Below are 15,084 nucleotides of genomic sequence, written 5' to 3' on the forward strand. Positions count from 1 at the left end.
AGTTGAGGCAGTTGAGGCAGTTGAGGCAGTTGAGGCAGTTGAGGCAGTTGAGGCAGTTGAGGCAGTTGAGGCAGTTGAGGCAGTTGAGGCAGTTGAGGCAGTTGAGGCAGTTGAGGCAGTATCAGAATCCACTAAAAGAAAAGCCGGGACAAGCCCGGCTTTTTCTTTTATCACTCAGCAGCTGCTTCAGCAGCGGCCGGGCGGTCTACCAGCTCAATGTAAGCCATAGGGGCGTTATCGCCAGCACGGAAACCGCATTTCAGAATGCGAGTATAACCGCCGGCGCGCTCCAGGTAGCGCGGGCCCAGTTCATTGAACAGCTTAGCCACGATCGCGTTATCGCGAGTGCGGGCAAATGCCAGGCGACGATTAGCAACGCTATCAGTCTTGGCAAGGGTGATCAGCGGTTCAACTACACGACGCAGCTCTTTTGCCTTAGGCAGAGTCGTCTTGATGATCTCATGACGAACCAGGGAGCTGGCCATGTTGCGGAACATAGCCTGACGATGGCTGCTGTTCCGGTTCAGTTGACGACCACTCAAACGATGGCGCATGACCTTATCCTTCTAACTAAATCTGTGAAACCCGTAATCTGGATTACTCGTCAGCGATGCTGGCGGGCGGCCAGTTCTCAAGGCGCATGCCAAGAGACAGACCACGGGAGGCCAACACGTCCTTGATCTCAGTCAGGGACTTCTTACCGAGGTTAGGAGTCTTAAGCAACTCAACTTCGGTACGCTGTACCAGATCACCAATATAGTGGATAGCTTCTGCCTTCAGACAGTTCGCAGAACGAACTGTCAGCTCCAAATCATCGACAGGACGCAGCAGAATCGGATCAAACTCGGGTTTCTCTTCTTTCTTCTCGGGCACGCTGACATCGCGCAGATCCACGAAGGCTTCCAGTTGCTCGGCCAGAATAGTGGCAGAACGACGGATGGCTTCTTCAGGATCCAGGGTACCATTGGTCTCCATGTCGATGACCAGCTTGTCCAAGTCGGTACGCTGTTCAACCCGTGCTGCCTCAACATTGTAGGCAATACGAACGATGGGGCTGAACGCGGAGTCCAGCAGCAGGCGACCGATAGGACGCTCTTCATCATCGTTGTGAACACGAGCAGAAGCAGGCACATAACCACGACCGCGCTGAACTTTCAGGCGCATGCTGATTTCAGCATTGGCACCAGTCAGGTGGCAGATTACGTGCTCCGGGTTTACGATCTCGACTTCATCACCGTGAGTGATATCACCAGCGGTAACGGGGCCTGTTCCAGACTTGGTCAGGGACAGAGTTACCTCGTCCTTGCCTTCCAGCTTCACAGCGATACCTTTCAGGTTGAGCAGGATTTCAAGAATGTCTTCCTGTACACCTTCTTTGCTGCTGTACTCATGCAGTACACCGTCAATTTCGACTTCAGTAACTGCACAACCGGGCATAGAAGACAGCAAAATACGACGCAGGGCGTTGCCCAGCGTGTGACCAAAGCCACGCTCGAGTGGCTCAAGAGTCACTTTCGCATGAGTCGGGCTAACTTGCTCGATGTCAACTAGCCGCGGTTTAAGAAAATCTGTTACAGAACCCAGCATTGTGTCCTCTCTTTAGAAGCTAGCTTTACTTGGAGTAAAGCTCGACGATCAGCTGTTCGTTAATGTCGGCAGACAGGTCGGAACGCTCTGGCAGACGCTTGAAAGCACCTTCCATTTTAGCGGCATCAACCTCTACCCAAGTCGGCTTCTCGCGCTGACCAGCAACCTCAAGGGCAGCTTTGATACGCGCTTGCTTCTTAGCCTTCTCACGAACGCAGATCACGTCCTCAGGGGAAACCTGGAAAGAAGGAATGTTCACAACGCGACCGTTTACCATGATGGCCTTGTGGCTCACCAGCTGACGAGATTCAGCGCGGGTAGCACCGAAGCCCATGCGGTAGACGACGTTGTCCAGACGACCTTCCAGCAGCTGCAACAGGTTTTCACCGGTGTTACCCTTTTGACGGGCAGCGTCGCGGTAGTAGTTGCGGAACTGTTTTTCCAATACGCCGTAGATACGACGAACTTTTTGTTTCTCGCGCAGCTGAACACCGTAGTCAGACAGACGCGCTTTACGCGCACCGTGTTGACCAGGAACGGTGTCAATCTTGCACTTAGAATCAATCGCACGAACACCAGACTTCAGGAAGAGGTCGGTGCCCTCACGACGGCTAAGCTTAAGCTTAGGACCGATATATCTTGCCATCTTCTTTCTCCAACAATCCTAGACCAAGTAGCTACAGCGTTACACGCGGCGCTTCTTGGGAGGACGACAACCGTTGTGCGGGATCGGAGTCACATCAGTAATGTTAGTGATGCGGAAACCAGCCGCGTTCAGAGCGCGGATGGAAGACTCACGACCGGGACCCGGACCTTTAACCATGACTTCCAGGTTCTTCACGCCATATTCTTTGGCCATCTCACCAGCGCGCTCGGCAGCTACCTGAGCAGCGAACGGGGTGGACTTACGAGAACCACGGAAACCGGAACCACCAGAAGTAGCCCAAGACAGAGCATTGCCCTGACGGTCAGTAATGGTCACGATTGTGTTGTTGAAAGATGCATGAACGTGCGCAATACCGTCGCTCACTTGCTTTTTAACGCGCTTGCGAGCACGAGTCGGAGTTTTAGCCATTTTCTACCTTCCCGTTACTTCTTGATAGCCTTGCGCGGACCCTTACGGGTACGAGCGTTGGTCTTGGTACGTTGACCACGAACAGGCAGGCTACGACGGTGACGCAAACCACGGTAGCAACCCAGATCCATCAATCGCTTGATGTTCATGGAAATCTGACGACGCAGGTCACCTTCAACGGTGAATTTACCTACTTGTTCACGCAGACTCTCGATCTGAGCTTCGTCCAGGTCTTTAATTTTCACATTCTCAGCGATACCGGCTGCGGCACAGATGGCCTTGGAGCGGGTACGACCGACGCCATAAATAGCAGTCAAAGCGATGACTGCATGCTTATGGTCAGGAATGTTAATGCCAGCGATACGGGCCACTATTCACTCCTACATATAGTAGATTACGACCACCACAAAGCCCGTGAGCGGATACGTGGCGGTCAACCAATACACAACAAAAGTTGGCTGGCTATATTAGCCAGCACAACTATTTGTTGCAAGTACTAACCGTAAAAAATTAGCCTTGGCGCTGTTTATGCTTTGGCTCGCTGCAAATCACACGCACCACACCGTGACGCTTGATGATTTTGCAGTTACGGCAGATTGCCTTAACGGAAGCACGAACTTTCATTGCTTAACTCCGTAACTACGCCGACCTTTAGCGGCCGTAGCCCTTCAGGTTGGCCTTCCTCAGGACGTCGCCATACTGATGAGACATCATATGGGTCTGAACCTGAGCCATGAAGTCCATGATAACTACCACGATAATCAGCAGCGAGGTGCCACCGAAATAGAACTGAACGTTCCAGGCAGTCATCAGGAACTGGGGTACCAGACAGATAAAGGTTATATAGAGCGCACCTGCCAATGTCAGGCGGGTCATAACCTTATCGATATAACGTGCTGTCTGCTCGCCCGGGCGGATCCCCGGGATAAAGGCTCCACTCTTCTTCAGGTTATCTGCTGTCTCGCGGGGGTTGAACACCAGCGCGGTATAGAAGAAGCAGAAGAAGATAATGGCTGCTGCATAGAGCATCTCATACAAGGGCTGACCCGGCTGCAGGACCATAGAGACCTGTTGCAGGATATCGGCAACCTTGCCCTCCCCCTGACCAAACCAAGAGGTAATGGTCCCTGGGAAGAGGATGATGCTGGATGCGAAAATCGCAGGAATCACACCGGCCATATTTACTTTCAACGGCAGGTGTGTGCTTTGCGCTGCAAATACTTGGCGGCCTTGTTGACGCTTGGCATAGTTAACGACGATACGACGCTGACCACGCTCCACGAACACCACAAAGTAAGTCACTGCGAAAACAATCAAGCCCAGCAACAACAACAGCAGGATGTGCAATTCCCCTTGACGTGCCTGTTCGGCCGTAGCGCCAATGGCATGAGGCAGACCAGCAACGATACCTGTGAAGATAATCAACGAGATACCATTACCAATCCCACGCTCGGTAATCTGCTCACCCAACCACATCAAAAACATGGTACCGGTGACCAGACTCACAACGGCCGTGAAATAGAAGCCCAAACCCGGATGAGTCACGAGTCCCTGCATCATATTCGGCAGACCGGTTGCAATACCAATGGCCTGGAAAGTTCCCAAAACCAGCGTGCCCCAACGGGTATATTGGCTAATCTTGCGACGGCCGGATTCACCTTCTTTCTTGAGTTCAGCAAGAGCGGGGTGAACCACAGTCAGCAGCTGGATGATGATCGAGGCCGAAATGTACGGCATGATCCCCAGCGCAAGAATAGAAGCACGCGAGAGTGCACCACCACTGAACATGTTGAACATCTCAATGATGGTGCCCTTCTGTTGTTGGAACAACTCGGCCAGTACGGCGGCGTCAATACCAGGAATCGGCACATAAGAGCCTGCACGGAAAACGATAATCGCCCCGAGAACGAAGAGCAGACGGCTCTTCAGTTCACTCAGACCACCCTGTGCTTTAACATCCAATCCTGGTTTCTTAGCCATTGTACTGATTATTCCTCGATTTTACCGCCAGCGGCCTCGATGGCTGCACGTGCACCCTTGGTGACGGACAGACCACGAACGGTCACAGCACGGTCAATGTTGCCAGACAGAACAACTTTAGCGAACACGATGTTTTTGGTAATAACACCGGCTTGCTTCAGAGTGCTCACGTCGACCACATCACCTTCTACCAGGGCGATTTCGTTCAGGCGCACTTCGGCAGAAACCAAAGATTTGCGAGAGAAGAAACCGAACTTCGGCAGACGGATTTTCAAAGGCATCTGGCCGCCTTCGAAACCGTTGCGGACTTTGCCGCCACCGGAACGAGAGGTTTGACCTTTAACACCACGACCACCGGTCTTGCCCAGACCAGAACCGATACCACGGCCCGGACGGTGCTTAACGCGCTTGGAACCAGCAGCCGGAGACAGAGTATTCAGACGCATGCTTAGCCCTCCACCTTAACCATGTAATAAACCTGGTTGATCATGCCGCGTACGCAGGGAGTATCTTCCAGCTCAACGGTGTGACCAATGCGACGCAGACCCAGACCACGCAGAGTCGCCTTGTGCTTTGGCAGACGGCCGATAGAGCTGCGAGTTTGAGTTACTTTTACAGTGTTAGCCATGTCGCATTACCCCAGAATTTCTTCAACGCGCAGACCACGCTTGGCAGCGATCTGTTCCGGGGATTGACCCTGAACCAGAGCGTCTACAGTGGCGCGAACAACGTTGATTGGGTTGGTGGAACCGTAGGTCTTAGCCAGCACGTTGTGGATACCAGCAACTTCCAGAACGGCACGCATAGCGCCGCCTGCGATGATACCAGTACCTTGAGAGGCCGGCTTCATGAACACGGTGGAACCGGAGTGAACACCTTTCACCGGGTGGTGCAGGGTGCCGTTGTTCAGCTCAACCTTGTTCAGGTTACGCTTAGCCTGTTCCATCGCTTTTTGAATAGCGGCCGGAACTTCACGGGCTTTACCGTAACCGTAACCTACACGGCCGTTACCATCACCCACCACGGTCAGCGCGGTGAAGGACATGATACGACCACCTTTAACAGTTTTCGAAACACGGTTTACTGCAATCAGCTTTTCTTGCAGTTCGCCGGCTTGAGATTCGACTTTAGCCATCTTCGACTCCTAGCTTAGAACTGAAGACCAGCGTCACGTGCAGCAGCTGCCAGAGCAGCGATGCGACCGTGATACTTGAAACCGGAACGATCGAAAGATACGTTCTGAACGCCTTTGGCAATGGCACGCTCGGCGATAGCCTTACCTACAGCGGTAGCAGCATCTGCGTTACCGGTGTATTTCAGAGCTTCACTGATGGCCTTCTCTACTGTGGAAGCAGAGGCCAGAACTTCGGAACCGTTGGCTGCAATAACCTGCGCATAGATGTGACGCGGGGTACGGTGAACAACCAGACGGGTAGCTCCCAGTTCCTGCATCTTTTTCCGAGCACGAGTAGCACGACGGAGACGAGCTGCTTTCTTGTCCATAGTGTTACCTTACTTCTTCTTAGCTTCTTTAGTACGCACTTGCTCGTTGGCATAGCGTACACCCTTGCCCTTGTAGGGCTCCGGAGCGCGGTAAGCACGGATATCGGCGGCGACTTGGCCAACCAGCTGCTTGTCGACACCACGCAGAACGATTTCTGTGGCAGTCGGGCACTCAGCGGTCACACCAGCCGGCAGCGCATGCTCTACCGGGTGAGAGAAGCCCAGAGCCAGCGCAACAGCATTGCCCTTGATGGAGGCTTTATAACCTACACCAACCAGCTGCAGCTTGCGCTCGAAGCCTTGGGTAACACCGATTACCATGTTGTTGACCAATGCACGGGCAGTACCGGCCTGAGCGTCAGCACCAGCGATGCCGTCGCGCGGGGCGAACTTCAGTACATTGTCTTCTTTGGTCACTTCTACACCGGCGTGAATAGAGCGAACCAGGGAACCTTTACCACCTTTGATGGACAGTTCCTGGCCGTTCAGAGTCACCTCTACGCCAGCAGGAATAGTGACGGGTGCCTTAGCAACACGAGACATTTCCTACCTCCTATTAAGCGACGTAGCAGATGATCTCACCGCCCATGCTTGCTTTACGGGCAGCACGGTCAGTCATCACACCTTTAGACGTGGACACGATAGCAACACCGAGACCGCCCATAACTTTCGGCAGATCAGTAGTGCGCTTGTAAATACGCAGGCCGGGACGGCTCACGCGTTGGATCAGTTCTACAACCGGCTTGCCCTGGAAATATTTCAGTTCAATTTCCAGTTCCGGTTTCACGTCACCAGCTACGGAGTAGCCAGCGATGTAACCTTCTTCTTTCAGCACTTTGGCAATAGCCACTTTCAGCTTGGAAGAAGGCATGGAAACCGCAACTTTGCTCGCCGCCTGACCGTTACGGATGCGGGTCAGCATATCCGCGATCGGATCTTGCATGCTCATAGTCTAACTCCCGAGATTCTTTACCAAGAGGCCTTTTTCAGGCCCGGAATTTCGCCCTTCATGGCATGCTCACGCACCTTGATGCGGGACAGACCAAACTTACGCAGGAAACCGTGCGGACGACCAGTAATGTTGCAACGGTTACGCTGACGGGACGGACTGGAATCACGGGGCAGCTGTTGCAGTTGCAGAACAGCATCCCAACGCGCTTCTTCAGAAGCGTTCATATCAACGATGATAGCTTTGAGCTCGGCACGCTTGGTCGCGTACTTGGCTACCAGCTTCGCACGCTTTACTTCACGTGCTTTCATGGATGTTTTAGCCATAACCCTAACCTTACTTGCGGAATGGGAAGTTAAAGGCAGCCAGCAGAGCACGGCCTTCTTCATCGGTATTCGCGGAAGTGGTGATGGTGATATCCAGACCACGAACGCGATCGACCTTGTCATAGTCGATTTCCGGGAAGATGATTTGCTCACGCACGCCCATGGAGTAGTTACCACGACCGTCGAACGCTTTAGCGTTCAGGCCACGGAAGTCACGGATACGCGGTACGGAGATGCAAATCAGCCGTTCCAGGAACTCCCACATACGCTCGCCACGCAGGGTTACTTTACAACCTATCGGGTAGCCTTCACGAATCTTGAAGCCCGCAACAGATTTGCGAGCTTTGGTGATCAGCGGCTTCTGACCGGAAATGGCAGCCATATCGGCAGCAGCATTTTCCAGCAATTTCTTGTCAGAGATCGCTTCACCAACACCCATGTTCAGGGTGATTTTCTCGATCCGAGGGACTTGCATGATAGTCTTGTAACCGAACTGCTTGGTCAGTTCATTTACTACATCTGATTTGTAGTAATCATGCAGTTTCGCCATCGTTAAACTCCAATTACTTCACAAGTTCGCCGGTGGATTTGAAGAAGCGAACTTTTTTGCCGTCTTCAATCCGGAAACCAACGCGGTCAGCTTTGCCAGTGGCAGAGTTGAACAGCGCTACGTTAGATACATCGATGGGGGCTTCTTTGGTGACGATACCGCCAGCCTGACCCAGTGCGGGTACCGGCTTCTGGTGTTTCTTCACCTGGTTGATGCCTTCCACGATTACCTTACCTTTAGCAATCAGAACTTGAGTGACTTTGCCACGCTTGCCCTTGTCTTTGCCGGTAAGAACAATCACTTCGTCTTCGCGACGGATTTTAGCTGCCATCGTTCGACTCCTTACAGTACTTCGGGTGCCAGGGACACAATCTTCATGAACTTCTCATTACGCAGTTCACGGGTCACCGGGCCAAAAATACGAGTACCGATCGGCTGCTGGTTGTTGTTAAGCAACACAGCCGCATTGTTGTCGAAACGGATGACAGAGCCGTCCGGACGACGAACGCCTTTACGGGTGCGTACGACCACCGCGTTATACACATCACCTTTCTTCACTTTACCGCGAGGAATAGCTTCCTTGATGGAAACCTTGATGATGTCGCCGATGCCGGCGTAACGGCGGTGCGAACCACCCAGAACCTTAATACACATTACACTGCGAGCGCCGGAGTTGTCGGCAACACCCAGCATACTTTGCATCTGGATCATCTTAGTGCTCCGCTTTGTTTACTTCTTATCCCTCTCGGGATCTGGCTGCCTTCAAAAGGCGCGAAACTATAACACAGGATTTTTAGAAAAGGTAGCCTAAAAAACAAACGGCCCCGTCAAGGGGCCGTTTAGACTACAAAGTACCGATTAGGCCTTTTCTACAACGGCAACCAGGGTCCAGGACTTGGTCTTGGACAGCGGGCGGCATTCGCGGATTTCCACGAGGTCGCCAGCTTTGCATTCGTTGTTTTCGTCATGCACGTGCAGCTTGGTAGTGCGCTTGATGATCTTACCGTAGATCGGGTGCTTTACCTTGCGCTCGATGGCGACGGTGATGGACTTGTCCATCTTGTCGCTGATTACACGACCCTGCAGAGTACGGATTTTATCAGTCATTACGCACCTGCCTTCTCAGTCAGTACAGTCTTGATACGTGCGACGTCACGACGCACTTGTTTCAGAGTGTGAGTCTGAGCCAGCTGGCCGGTGGAAGCTTGCATGCGCATGTTGAATTGCTCGCGCAGCAGGCCCAGCAGCTCCTGGTTCAGTTCTTCGACGCTCTTTTGACGCAGATCTTGGGCTTTCATCACATCACCGTCTTAATTACGAAAGTGGTCTGAACAGACAGCTTGGCTGCGGCCAGGGCGAACGCTTCACGCGCCAGAGCCTCAGGTACACCGTCCATCTCGTACAGAACCTTGCCAGGCTGGATCGGGCAAACCCAGTATTCCACGTTACCCTTACCTTTACCCATACGAACTTCGAGGGGCTTTTCGGTAATCGGCTTGTCCGGGAACACACGGATCCAGATCTTACCCTGACGCTTAACGTGACGGGTCATGGCACGACGGGCTGCTTCGATTTGACGAGCAGTCAGCTGGCCACGGGATGTCGCCTTCAGGCCAAAGGTACCGAAGGATACTTCGTTACCAGAGTTGGCCAGACCGCGGTTACGACCCTTGTGGGTCTTGCGGAATTTAGTACGCTTTGGTTGCAACATTTACCGAATCTCCTTACTTGGCAGCGCGGCGCTTGTTGTCACGCTTGGGCTTCGCAGGAGCTTGCTCTTGAGCAGCGGCAGCGTTGACAGCAGCCAGACCGCCCAGAACTTCGCCCTTGAAGATCCAAACTTTAACGCCGATCACACCGTAAGTGGTGTGGGCTTCAGAAGTTGCGTAGTCGATGTCGGCACGCAGGGTGTGCAGGGGCACACGACCTTCACGGTACCATTCGGTACGCGCGATTTCAGCGCCGCCCAGACGACCGGAAACTTCCACCTTGATGCCCTTGGCACCCAGGCGCATGGCGTTTTGTACGGCGCGCTTCATAGCACGACGGAACATTACGCGACGCTCCAGCTGGGAAGTGATGCTGTCGGCAACCAGTTTGCCATCCAGCTCCGGCTTGCGGACTTCGGAAATGTTGATCTGAGCAGGCACGCCAGCAATAGTGGCTACAGCTTTGCGCAGTTTTTCAACGTCTTCGCCTTTCTTACCGATCACAACACCCGGACGAGCGGTGTGAATGGTCACACGGATGCTCTTGGCCGGACGCTCGATGGTGATCTTGGACAAGGACGCGTTTTTCAGTTCCTTGGTCAGGAACTGGCGTACTTGAAAATCGCTGTACAGGTTGTCAGCGAAGTCTTTGGTGTTCGCGAACCAGGTAGAATTCCAAGGCTTGGTAATACCCAGGCGAATGCCATTAGGATGTACTTTCTGACCCATTGCTTATCTCCCAGCCTTAGCGTCGGATACCACTACGGTGATGTGAGCGGTACGCTTGAGGATACGATCCGCGCGACCTTTGGCACGAGGACGGATGCGCTTCATGGAGGGACCTTCGTCGACCATGATAGTAGCAACACGCAGGGCGTCGATGTCGGCGCCTTCGTTGTGCTCAGCGTTTGCAATGGCAGATTCCAGCACTTTCTTCACCAGAACTGCAGCCTTTTTCGGGCTGAAGGTCAGGATGTTCAGAGCCTTGTCTACGGACAGACCACGTACTTGATCGGCTACCAGACGAGCTTTCTGGGCAGAAGTACGGGCATAACGGTGTTTAGCGATAGCTTCCATCATTTATCCCTTAGCGCTTCTTAGCCTTCTTATCAGCAGCATGGCCGCGATAAGTACGAGTAGGTGCGAATTCACCCAGTTTGTGACCGATCATTTCTTCGGTAACGAAAACCGGAACGTGCTGACGACCATTATGGACAGCGATGGTCAAACCGATCATGTTCGGGATGATCATTGAACGACGGGACCAGGTCTTAACCGGCTTTTTATCCCCGCTTTCCACCGCTTTCTCTACCTTCTTCAGCAAGTGCAGGTCGATAAATGGACCCTTCTTGAGAGAACGTGGCATGGTGATTCCTCTATGTTAACAATTACTTGTTACGACGACGTACGATGTACTTGTCGGTACGCTTGTTCTTACGGGTCTTGAAGCCTTTAGCCTTCTGGCCCCATGGGGACACAGGCTGCATGCCCTTGTTACGACCCTCACCACCACCGTGCGGGTGGTCTACCGGGTTCATCGCCATACCGCGAACGGTCGGACGAATACCACGCCAGCGGTTTGCACCGGCTTTACCCAGTTGACGCAGCATGTGCTCGGAGTTACCAACTTCACCGATGGTGGCGCGGCACTCGGCCAGAACTTTACGTACTTCGCCGGAACGCAGACGCAGAGTTACATAGTTACCTTCACGAGCCAGGATCTGGATGAAAGTACCAGCGGAACGAGCCAGCTGGGCACCTTTACCAGGCTTCATCTCAACAGCGTGAACGGTAGAACCGACCGGGATGTTGCGCATCGGCAGGGTGTTACCTACCTTGATTGCGGCATCAGCACCAGAAGCGATTGCATCACCAGCTTTCAGGCCTTTCGGAGCCAGGATGTAACGACGCTCACCGTCTGCATACAGCACCAGGGCGATGTTTGCGGTACGGTTCGGATCGTATTCCAGGCGCTCTACTTTAGCCGGGATACCGTCTTTGTCGCGCTTGAAGTCGACGATACGGTAGTGTTGCTTGTGACCACCGCCGATGTGACGGGTGGTGATACGGCCGTTGTTGTTACGACCACCGGACTTGTCTTTCTTGTCCAGCAGAGCTGCAAAGGGCTTGCCCTTGTACAGGTCTTGGTTGACGATCTTGACGACGTGGCGGCGGCCCGGAGAAGTAGGCTTGCACTTAACGATTGCCATTTTTCAGAACTCCTCTTACTCGGCTGCGCCCATGAAGTCGATGTCCTGACCAGCTTTCAGGGTCACATAAGCCTTTTTCCAATCGGAACGACGGCCTACGCGTGCACCTGCGCGCTTGGTCTTACCCTTCATGTTCAGGGTACGGACGGTCTCAACTTCGACCTCGAACAGTTTCGCAACTGCAGCTTTGACTTCCGCCTTGGTGGCATCAACAGCAACTTTGAACACGATAGTGTTCTGCTTTTCTGCGACCATGGTGCTCTTTTCAGAGATGTGCGGAGCCTTCAGAACTTTCAGCAGACGCTCTTCACGGATCATGCCAGCATCTCCTCGATTTGCTTAACTGCGTCAGCAGTCATCAGAACCTTGTCGAAAGCGATCAGGCTGACCGGGTCGATACCGGCAACGTCACGCACGTCAACTTTGTACAGGTTACGAGCAGCCAGGAACAGGTTCTCATCGACTTCAGCAGTCACGATCAGAACGTCAGACAGTTCCATTTCTTTCAGCTTGGCGATCAGTTCTTTGGTTTTCGGAGCTTCGATGCCGAACTTCTCAACAACGATCAGGCGCTCTTGACGTACCAGCTCGGACAGGATGCTACGGATAGCGCCGCGGTACATCTTCTTGTTTACTTTCTGGCTGTGATCTTGCGGCTTAGCAGCAAAAGTCACACCACCGGAACGCCAAATGGGCGAACGGATGGAGCCAGCACGGGCACGACCAGTACCCTTCTGACGCCACGGCTTTTTGCCGCCACCAGACACTTCAGAGCGAGTCAGCTGCGCACGAGTACCCTGACGGGCACCAGCGGCATAAGCAACGACAACCTGGTGAACCAGAGCTTCGTTGAATTCGCGCCCGAAGGTAGTCTCGGAAACTTCAAGAGCGCTCTTGGCGTCTTTCATTACCAATTCCATTACTATCTCCTCAGACGTTACGCTTTGACGGCAGGTTTAACGATCACGTTGCCGTTGGTTGCACCCGGTACTGCGCCTTTGATGAGCAGCAGGTTGCGTTCAGCGTCAACACGAACCAGTTCCAGGTTCTGAGTCGTTACACGCTCAGCACCCATGTGACCAGCCATCTTTTTGCCCTTGAATACACGGCCCGGGGTCTGGTTTTGACCGATGGAGCCAGGTACACGGTGGGACAGAGAGTTACCGTGGGTCATATCCTGGGTGCGGAAGTTCCAGCGCTTAACAGTACCGGCAAAACCTTTACCCTTGGATGTGCCGGTAACGTCTACCAGCTTAACGTCAGCGAGAAGATCTACTTTCAGCTCGCTACCAACAGTGAAAGTTTCACCGTTGTTCAGGCGGAATTCCCACAGACCGCGACCGGCTTCTACACCAGCTTTGGCGAAGTGGCCAGCTTCCGGCTTGGTTACGCGGCTAGCTTTCTTGGAGCCAGTGGTAACCTGAATAGCGTTGTAGCCGTCGGTTTCTACAGATTTGACCTGAGTTACACGGTTAGCTTCAACTTCGATAACAGTCACGGGGATAGAAACGCCATCTTCAGTGAAGATGCGAGTCATACCCACTTTGCGACCTACAAGACCGATTGTCATTGTTATCAACCTCTTTCCGTAATTAACCCAGGCTGATCTGGACGTCTACACCAGCTGCCAGATCCAGACGCATCAGAGCGTCTACGGTCTTGTCAGTCGGCTCAACGATGTCTACCAGACGCTTGTGAGTGCGGATCTCGTACTGATCACGCGCGTCTTTGTTGACGTGCGGGGAGATCAGAACGGTGAAACGCTCTTTGCGAGTCGGCAGCGGGATAGGACCGCGAACCTGCGCGCCAGTGCGCTTAGCAGTTTCAACGATTTCCGCAGTGGATTGATCGATCAGGCGATGATCAAAAGCCTTCAGGCGGATACGGATTCTTTGGTTCTGCATTGACAGAGCTCCAATAGATAAAAGAACATAAATCAACACCGCCCGACCGAGATTACTCCCGCCAGAGGTGTGATTTTTCACGTTTCTCCCCATATCGGGGAGACTGTATGGCTGGCCTTCGCAAGCGAAAAACTCAGCAAGCAGACATGTCGTCTGGCTTACCTCATGGGTAAGCGGAGGGGATTATACGGATTTTTTCAATTTGCGCAAGGGAAGGCGAACAGAATGTGCACAATTTTATGTGACGGATGGATCTCTGCCGCCATCACATGATCCCCCGCTCCCCCGCCCGGCGCGGGTAACGACAATGTTGCAAACAGGCTGGTAGACTGTGCCACTGCCTTGATCACTGGAACGACGTCTCATGCTCAAAGATCAGAAAAAAGCCTATCAATATGGCCTCTGCGCCGTCGCCCTCTGGTCGACGGTGGCCAGCGCCTTCAAGATCTCCCTCACCTACTTCGAACCGGTACAACTGCTGCTGGTCGCGGCCTGCACCTCGACCCTGACGCTGGGGGTGATCGTGGCCTGTCAGGGCAAGCTGCCGCTGCTGCTCAGCTACATCAAGGGCCGCCCCCTCTACTACCTGGCGCTGGGAGTGCTCAACCCCTTCCTCTATTACCTGCTGCTGTTCAAGGCGTATGACCTGCTGCCCGCCCAGCAGGCGCAAACCCTCAACTACACCTGGGCCATCACCCTCAGTCTGCTGGCCGTCCCCTTCCTCGGCCAGAAGCTGCGCCGCCGCGACGGGGTGGCCATCGTGCTAGGCTACTTCGGTGCTCTGGTGATCGCCACCAAGGGGGATGTGTTCGGTCTGCAGTTCGACAGCCCCCTCGGCGTGACGCTGGCGCTGGTGTCGACCCTCATCTGGGCCGGCTACTGGATCCTCAACACCCGCAATCAGGGGGATCCTATCGTCAGCCTGCTGCTCGGCTTCATCATCAGCCTGCCGTTCATTGTCGTGGCGACCTGGCTGCTCTCCGATTTCGCCATGACCGCCTGGCAGGGATGGGCCGGCGCCATCTATGTCGGGCTGTTCGAGATGGGCTTCGGCTTCGTGCTCTGGCTGATGGCTCTGCGCCACGCCACCAACACGGCGCCCATCAGCAACCTCATCTTCATCTCGCCCTTTGCCTCGCTGGTGCTACTCAACCTGTTGATCGGCGAGACAATTCACCCGGCCACCCCCATCGGGTTGGCGCTCATCGTCGCCGCCCTGCTGATCCAGCAGCTGAAATACGGCAAGCGTTACCGCAAGGCGACCGAGCCGCAGGCCTGACAATGCAGAAGG

General features: G+C 53.8%; 29 protein-coding genes. 1 reads left to right on the forward strand and 28 read right to left on the reverse strand.

From position 1 onward, the window contains the following. Positions 1-170: 170 nt before the first annotated feature. The 28 genes from rplQ to rpsJ form a co-directional block, all read right to left on the reverse strand. Complete coding sequence (gene rplQ, locus ACB033_RS17660) at positions 171-554, reverse strand: 50S ribosomal protein L17 (protein ID WP_005307999.1); 384 nt, start codon at positions 552-554, stop codon at positions 171-173. A gap of 43 nt (positions 555-597) precedes the next feature. Beyond that, positions 598-1,587, reverse strand: coding sequence for a DNA-directed RNA polymerase subunit alpha (gene rpoA, locus ACB033_RS17665; RefSeq protein WP_005307997.1), 990 nt, complete (start codon positions 1,585-1,587; stop codon positions 598-600). A gap of 25 nt (positions 1,588-1,612) precedes the next feature. Then, a complete protein-coding gene (gene rpsD / locus ACB033_RS17670; RefSeq protein ID WP_005307996.1) occupies positions 1,613-2,233 on the reverse strand; it encodes a 30S ribosomal protein S4 in 621 nt (206 codons plus the stop codon). Between the two features lie 39 nt (positions 2,234-2,272). Then, a complete protein-coding gene (gene rpsK / locus ACB033_RS17675) occupies positions 2,273-2,662 on the reverse strand; it encodes a 30S ribosomal protein S11 (protein ID WP_005307993.1) in 390 nt (129 codons plus the stop codon). A gap of 14 nt (positions 2,663-2,676) precedes the next feature. Beyond that, complete coding sequence (gene rpsM / locus ACB033_RS17680; RefSeq protein ID WP_005307991.1) at positions 2,677-3,033, reverse strand: 30S ribosomal protein S13; 357 nt, start codon at positions 3,031-3,033, stop codon at positions 2,677-2,679. Between the two features lie 139 nt (positions 3,034-3,172). Further along, complete coding sequence (gene rpmJ / locus ACB033_RS17685) at positions 3,173-3,286, reverse strand: 50S ribosomal protein L36 (RefSeq protein ID WP_005319705.1); 114 nt, start codon at positions 3,284-3,286, stop codon at positions 3,173-3,175. Positions 3,287-3,313: 27 nt separating this feature from the next. Then, the gene (gene secY / locus ACB033_RS17690; RefSeq protein ID WP_005307989.1) at positions 3,314-4,642 is read right to left on the reverse strand and encodes a preprotein translocase subunit SecY; all 1,329 of its coding nucleotides are present in this window, start codon (positions 4,640-4,642) and stop codon (positions 3,314-3,316) included. A gap of 8 nt (positions 4,643-4,650) precedes the next feature. After that, complete coding sequence (rplO, locus tag ACB033_RS17695) at positions 4,651-5,088, reverse strand: 50S ribosomal protein L15 (RefSeq protein ID WP_005307987.1); 438 nt, start codon at positions 5,086-5,088, stop codon at positions 4,651-4,653. A 2-nt stretch (positions 5,089-5,090) separates the two neighbouring features. Continuing rightward, positions 5,091-5,270, reverse strand: a complete 180-nt coding sequence (gene rpmD / locus ACB033_RS17700; RefSeq protein ID WP_005307985.1) for a 50S ribosomal protein L30 — start codon at positions 5,268-5,270, stop codon at positions 5,091-5,093. A 6-nt stretch (positions 5,271-5,276) separates the two neighbouring features. After that, the gene (gene rpsE, locus ACB033_RS17705) at positions 5,277-5,777 is read right to left on the reverse strand and encodes a 30S ribosomal protein S5 (protein WP_005307983.1); all 501 of its coding nucleotides are present in this window, start codon (positions 5,775-5,777) and stop codon (positions 5,277-5,279) included. 14 nt (positions 5,778-5,791) lie between these two features. Next, on the reverse strand, positions 5,792-6,145 hold the full coding sequence (rplR, locus tag ACB033_RS17710) for a 50S ribosomal protein L18 (RefSeq protein ID WP_005340606.1): 354 nt from the start codon (positions 6,143-6,145) through the stop codon (positions 5,792-5,794). A gap of 9 nt (positions 6,146-6,154) precedes the next feature. Further along, positions 6,155-6,688, reverse strand: a complete 534-nt coding sequence (gene rplF, locus ACB033_RS17715; protein ID WP_005307981.1) for a 50S ribosomal protein L6 — start codon at positions 6,686-6,688, stop codon at positions 6,155-6,157. 13 nt (positions 6,689-6,701) lie between these two features. After that, positions 6,702-7,094, reverse strand: coding sequence for a 30S ribosomal protein S8 (rpsH, locus tag ACB033_RS17720; RefSeq protein ID WP_005307980.1), 393 nt, complete (start codon positions 7,092-7,094; stop codon positions 6,702-6,704). Between the two features lie 20 nt (positions 7,095-7,114). Then, positions 7,115-7,420 carry a 30S ribosomal protein S14 gene (gene rpsN / locus ACB033_RS17725; protein ID WP_005307979.1) on the reverse strand — a complete coding sequence of 102 codons (306 nt, stop codon included), beginning with the start codon at positions 7,418-7,420 and terminating at the stop codon, positions 7,115-7,117. A gap of 10 nt (positions 7,421-7,430) precedes the next feature. Beyond that, the gene (rplE, locus tag ACB033_RS17730; RefSeq protein ID WP_005307978.1) at positions 7,431-7,970 is read right to left on the reverse strand and encodes a 50S ribosomal protein L5; all 540 of its coding nucleotides are present in this window, start codon (positions 7,968-7,970) and stop codon (positions 7,431-7,433) included. 13 nt (positions 7,971-7,983) lie between these two features. Then, positions 7,984-8,301, reverse strand: a complete 318-nt coding sequence (gene rplX, locus ACB033_RS17735) for a 50S ribosomal protein L24 (RefSeq protein WP_005307977.1) — start codon at positions 8,299-8,301, stop codon at positions 7,984-7,986. An 11-nt stretch (positions 8,302-8,312) separates the two neighbouring features. After that, positions 8,313-8,681, reverse strand: coding sequence for a 50S ribosomal protein L14 (gene rplN / locus ACB033_RS17740; RefSeq protein WP_005307975.1), 369 nt, complete (start codon positions 8,679-8,681; stop codon positions 8,313-8,315). A 147-nt stretch (positions 8,682-8,828) separates the two neighbouring features. Then, the gene (gene rpsQ / locus ACB033_RS17745; RefSeq protein WP_005307966.1) at positions 8,829-9,077 is read right to left on the reverse strand and encodes a 30S ribosomal protein S17; all 249 of its coding nucleotides are present in this window, start codon (positions 9,075-9,077) and stop codon (positions 8,829-8,831) included. After that, positions 9,077-9,268, reverse strand: coding sequence for a 50S ribosomal protein L29 (rpmC, locus tag ACB033_RS17750; RefSeq protein ID WP_005307965.1), 192 nt, complete (start codon positions 9,266-9,268; stop codon positions 9,077-9,079). Before rpmC ends, rpsQ begins: the two co-directional genes overlap by 1 nt. Next, a complete protein-coding gene (gene rplP / locus ACB033_RS17755; RefSeq protein ID WP_005307963.1) occupies positions 9,268-9,681 on the reverse strand; it encodes a 50S ribosomal protein L16 in 414 nt (137 codons plus the stop codon). The genes rpmC and rplP overlap by 1 nt, the downstream gene beginning before the upstream one ends. A gap of 13 nt (positions 9,682-9,694) precedes the next feature. Then, positions 9,695-10,408: a 30S ribosomal protein S3 gene (gene rpsC, locus ACB033_RS17760; RefSeq protein WP_005307962.1), complete on the reverse strand. Its 714-nt coding sequence runs from the start codon at positions 10,406-10,408 to the stop codon at positions 9,695-9,697. Positions 10,409-10,411: 3 nt separating this feature from the next. Beyond that, entirely contained in the window at positions 10,412-10,756 is a 345-nt protein-coding gene (gene rplV, locus ACB033_RS17765) for a 50S ribosomal protein L22 (RefSeq protein ID WP_005319741.1), read from the reverse strand. Between the two features lie 10 nt (positions 10,757-10,766). After that, positions 10,767-11,045 carry a 30S ribosomal protein S19 gene (gene rpsS / locus ACB033_RS17770; RefSeq protein ID WP_005307960.1) on the reverse strand — a complete coding sequence of 93 codons (279 nt, stop codon included), beginning with the start codon at positions 11,043-11,045 and terminating at the stop codon, positions 10,767-10,769. Positions 11,046-11,067: 22 nt separating this feature from the next. Continuing rightward, complete coding sequence (rplB, locus tag ACB033_RS17775; protein WP_005307957.1) at positions 11,068-11,889, reverse strand: 50S ribosomal protein L2; 822 nt, start codon at positions 11,887-11,889, stop codon at positions 11,068-11,070. A gap of 15 nt (positions 11,890-11,904) precedes the next feature. Next, on the reverse strand, positions 11,905-12,207 hold the full coding sequence (gene rplW, locus ACB033_RS17780) for a 50S ribosomal protein L23 (protein WP_005307955.1): 303 nt from the start codon (positions 12,205-12,207) through the stop codon (positions 11,905-11,907). Next, positions 12,204-12,809 carry a 50S ribosomal protein L4 gene (rplD, locus tag ACB033_RS17785; protein ID WP_005307949.1) on the reverse strand — a complete coding sequence of 202 codons (606 nt, stop codon included), beginning with the start codon at positions 12,807-12,809 and terminating at the stop codon, positions 12,204-12,206. Before rplD ends, rplW begins: the two co-directional genes overlap by 4 nt. A gap of 17 nt (positions 12,810-12,826) precedes the next feature. Next, positions 12,827-13,459, reverse strand: coding sequence for a 50S ribosomal protein L3 (gene rplC / locus ACB033_RS17790; RefSeq protein ID WP_005307947.1), 633 nt, complete (start codon positions 13,457-13,459; stop codon positions 12,827-12,829). Positions 13,460-13,481: 22 nt separating this feature from the next. After that, entirely contained in the window at positions 13,482-13,793 is a 312-nt protein-coding gene (gene rpsJ / locus ACB033_RS17795; protein ID WP_005307944.1) for a 30S ribosomal protein S10, read from the reverse strand. 364 nt (positions 13,794-14,157) lie between these two features. On the opposite strand from rpsJ, the gene ACB033_RS17800 reads away from it, so the two are divergent. Then, positions 14,158-15,072 carry a DMT family transporter gene (locus tag ACB033_RS17800; RefSeq protein ID WP_017785388.1) on the forward strand — a complete coding sequence of 305 codons (915 nt, stop codon included), beginning with the start codon at positions 14,158-14,160 and terminating at the stop codon, positions 15,070-15,072. Positions 15,073-15,084: the final 12 nt, after the last annotated feature.

Origin of the sequence: Aeromonas sp. S15(2024) (genome assembly GCF_041402265.1) — a bacterium.
In the GTDB taxonomy this organism is placed as follows: Bacteria; Pseudomonadota; Gammaproteobacteria; order Enterobacterales; family Aeromonadaceae; genus Aeromonas; species Aeromonas dhakensis.

Coding starts and splice junctions, on each gene's coding strand:
- rpsS (WP_005307960.1), bottom strand. CDS start 11,045: ATGCCACGTTCTCTCAAGAAGGGTCCATTTATCGACCTGCACTTGCTG.
- rplV (WP_005319741.1), bottom strand. CDS start 10,756: ATGGAAGCTATCGCTAAACACCGTTATGCCCGTACTTCTGCCCAGAAA.
- rplN (WP_005307975.1), bottom strand. CDS start 8,681: ATGATCCAGATGCAAAGTATGCTGGGTGTTGCCGACAACTCCGGCGCT.
- rplQ (WP_005307999.1), bottom strand. CDS start 554: ATGCGCCATCGTTTGAGTGGTCGTCAACTGAACCGGAACAGCAGCCAT.
- rplB (WP_005307957.1), bottom strand. CDS start 11,889: ATGGCAATCGTTAAGTGCAAGCCTACTTCTCCGGGCCGCCGCCACGTC.
- ACB033_RS17800 (WP_017785388.1), top strand. CDS start 14,158: ATGCTCAAAGATCAGAAAAAAGCCTATCAATATGGCCTCTGCGCCGTC.
- rpmC (WP_005307965.1), bottom strand. CDS start 9,268: ATGAAAGCCCAAGATCTGCGTCAAAAGAGCGTCGAAGAACTGAACCAG.
- rplF (WP_005307981.1), bottom strand. CDS start 6,688: ATGTCTCGTGTTGCTAAGGCACCCGTCACTATTCCTGCTGGCGTAGAG.
- rpsE (WP_005307983.1), bottom strand. CDS start 5,777: ATGGCTAAAGTCGAATCTCAAGCCGGCGAACTGCAAGAAAAGCTGATT.
- rpsD (WP_005307996.1), bottom strand. CDS start 2,233: ATGGCAAGATATATCGGTCCTAAGCTTAAGCTTAGCCGTCGTGAGGGC.
- rpsC (WP_005307962.1), bottom strand. CDS start 10,408: ATGGGTCAGAAAGTACATCCTAATGGCATTCGCCTGGGTATTACCAAG.
- rplW (WP_005307955.1), bottom strand. CDS start 12,207: ATGATCCGTGAAGAGCGTCTGCTGAAAGTTCTGAAGGCTCCGCACATC.
- rplR (WP_005340606.1), bottom strand. CDS start 6,145: ATGGACAAGAAAGCAGCTCGTCTCCGTCGTGCTACTCGTGCTCGGAAA.
- rplP (WP_005307963.1), bottom strand. CDS start 9,681: ATGTTGCAACCAAAGCGTACTAAATTCCGCAAGACCCACAAGGGTCGT.
- rpsN (WP_005307979.1), bottom strand. CDS start 7,420: ATGGCTAAAACATCCATGAAAGCACGTGAAGTAAAGCGTGCGAAGCTG.
- rplE (WP_005307978.1), bottom strand. CDS start 7,970: ATGGCGAAACTGCATGATTACTACAAATCAGATGTAGTAAATGAACTG.
- rplC (WP_005307947.1), bottom strand. CDS start 13,459: ATGACAATCGGTCTTGTAGGTCGCAAAGTGGGTATGACTCGCATCTTC.
- secY (WP_005307989.1), bottom strand. CDS start 4,642: ATGGCTAAGAAACCAGGATTGGATGTTAAAGCACAGGGTGGTCTGAGT.
- rplX (WP_005307977.1), bottom strand. CDS start 8,301: ATGGCAGCTAAAATCCGTCGCGAAGACGAAGTGATTGTTCTTACCGGC.
- rpsQ (WP_005307966.1), bottom strand. CDS start 9,077: ATGACTGATAAAATCCGTACTCTGCAGGGTCGTGTAATCAGCGACAAG.
- rpmJ (WP_005319705.1), bottom strand. CDS start 3,286: ATGAAAGTTCGTGCTTCCGTTAAGGCAATCTGCCGTAACTGCAAAATC.
- rpoA (WP_005307997.1), bottom strand. CDS start 1,587: ATGCTGGGTTCTGTAACAGATTTTCTTAAACCGCGGCTAGTTGACATC.
- rplD (WP_005307949.1), bottom strand. CDS start 12,809: ATGGAATTGGTAATGAAAGACGCCAAGAGCGCTCTTGAAGTTTCCGAG.
- rplO (WP_005307987.1), bottom strand. CDS start 5,088: ATGCGTCTGAATACTCTGTCTCCGGCTGCTGGTTCCAAGCGCGTTAAG.
- rpsK (WP_005307993.1), bottom strand. CDS start 2,662: ATGGCTAAAACTCCGACTCGTGCTCGCAAGCGCGTTAAAAAGCAAGTG.
- rpsJ (WP_005307944.1), bottom strand. CDS start 13,793: ATGCAGAACCAAAGAATCCGTATCCGCCTGAAGGCTTTTGATCATCGC.
- rpsH (WP_005307980.1), bottom strand. CDS start 7,094: ATGAGCATGCAAGATCCGATCGCGGATATGCTGACCCGCATCCGTAAC.
- rpmD (WP_005307985.1), bottom strand. CDS start 5,270: ATGGCTAACACTGTAAAAGTAACTCAAACTCGCAGCTCTATCGGCCGT.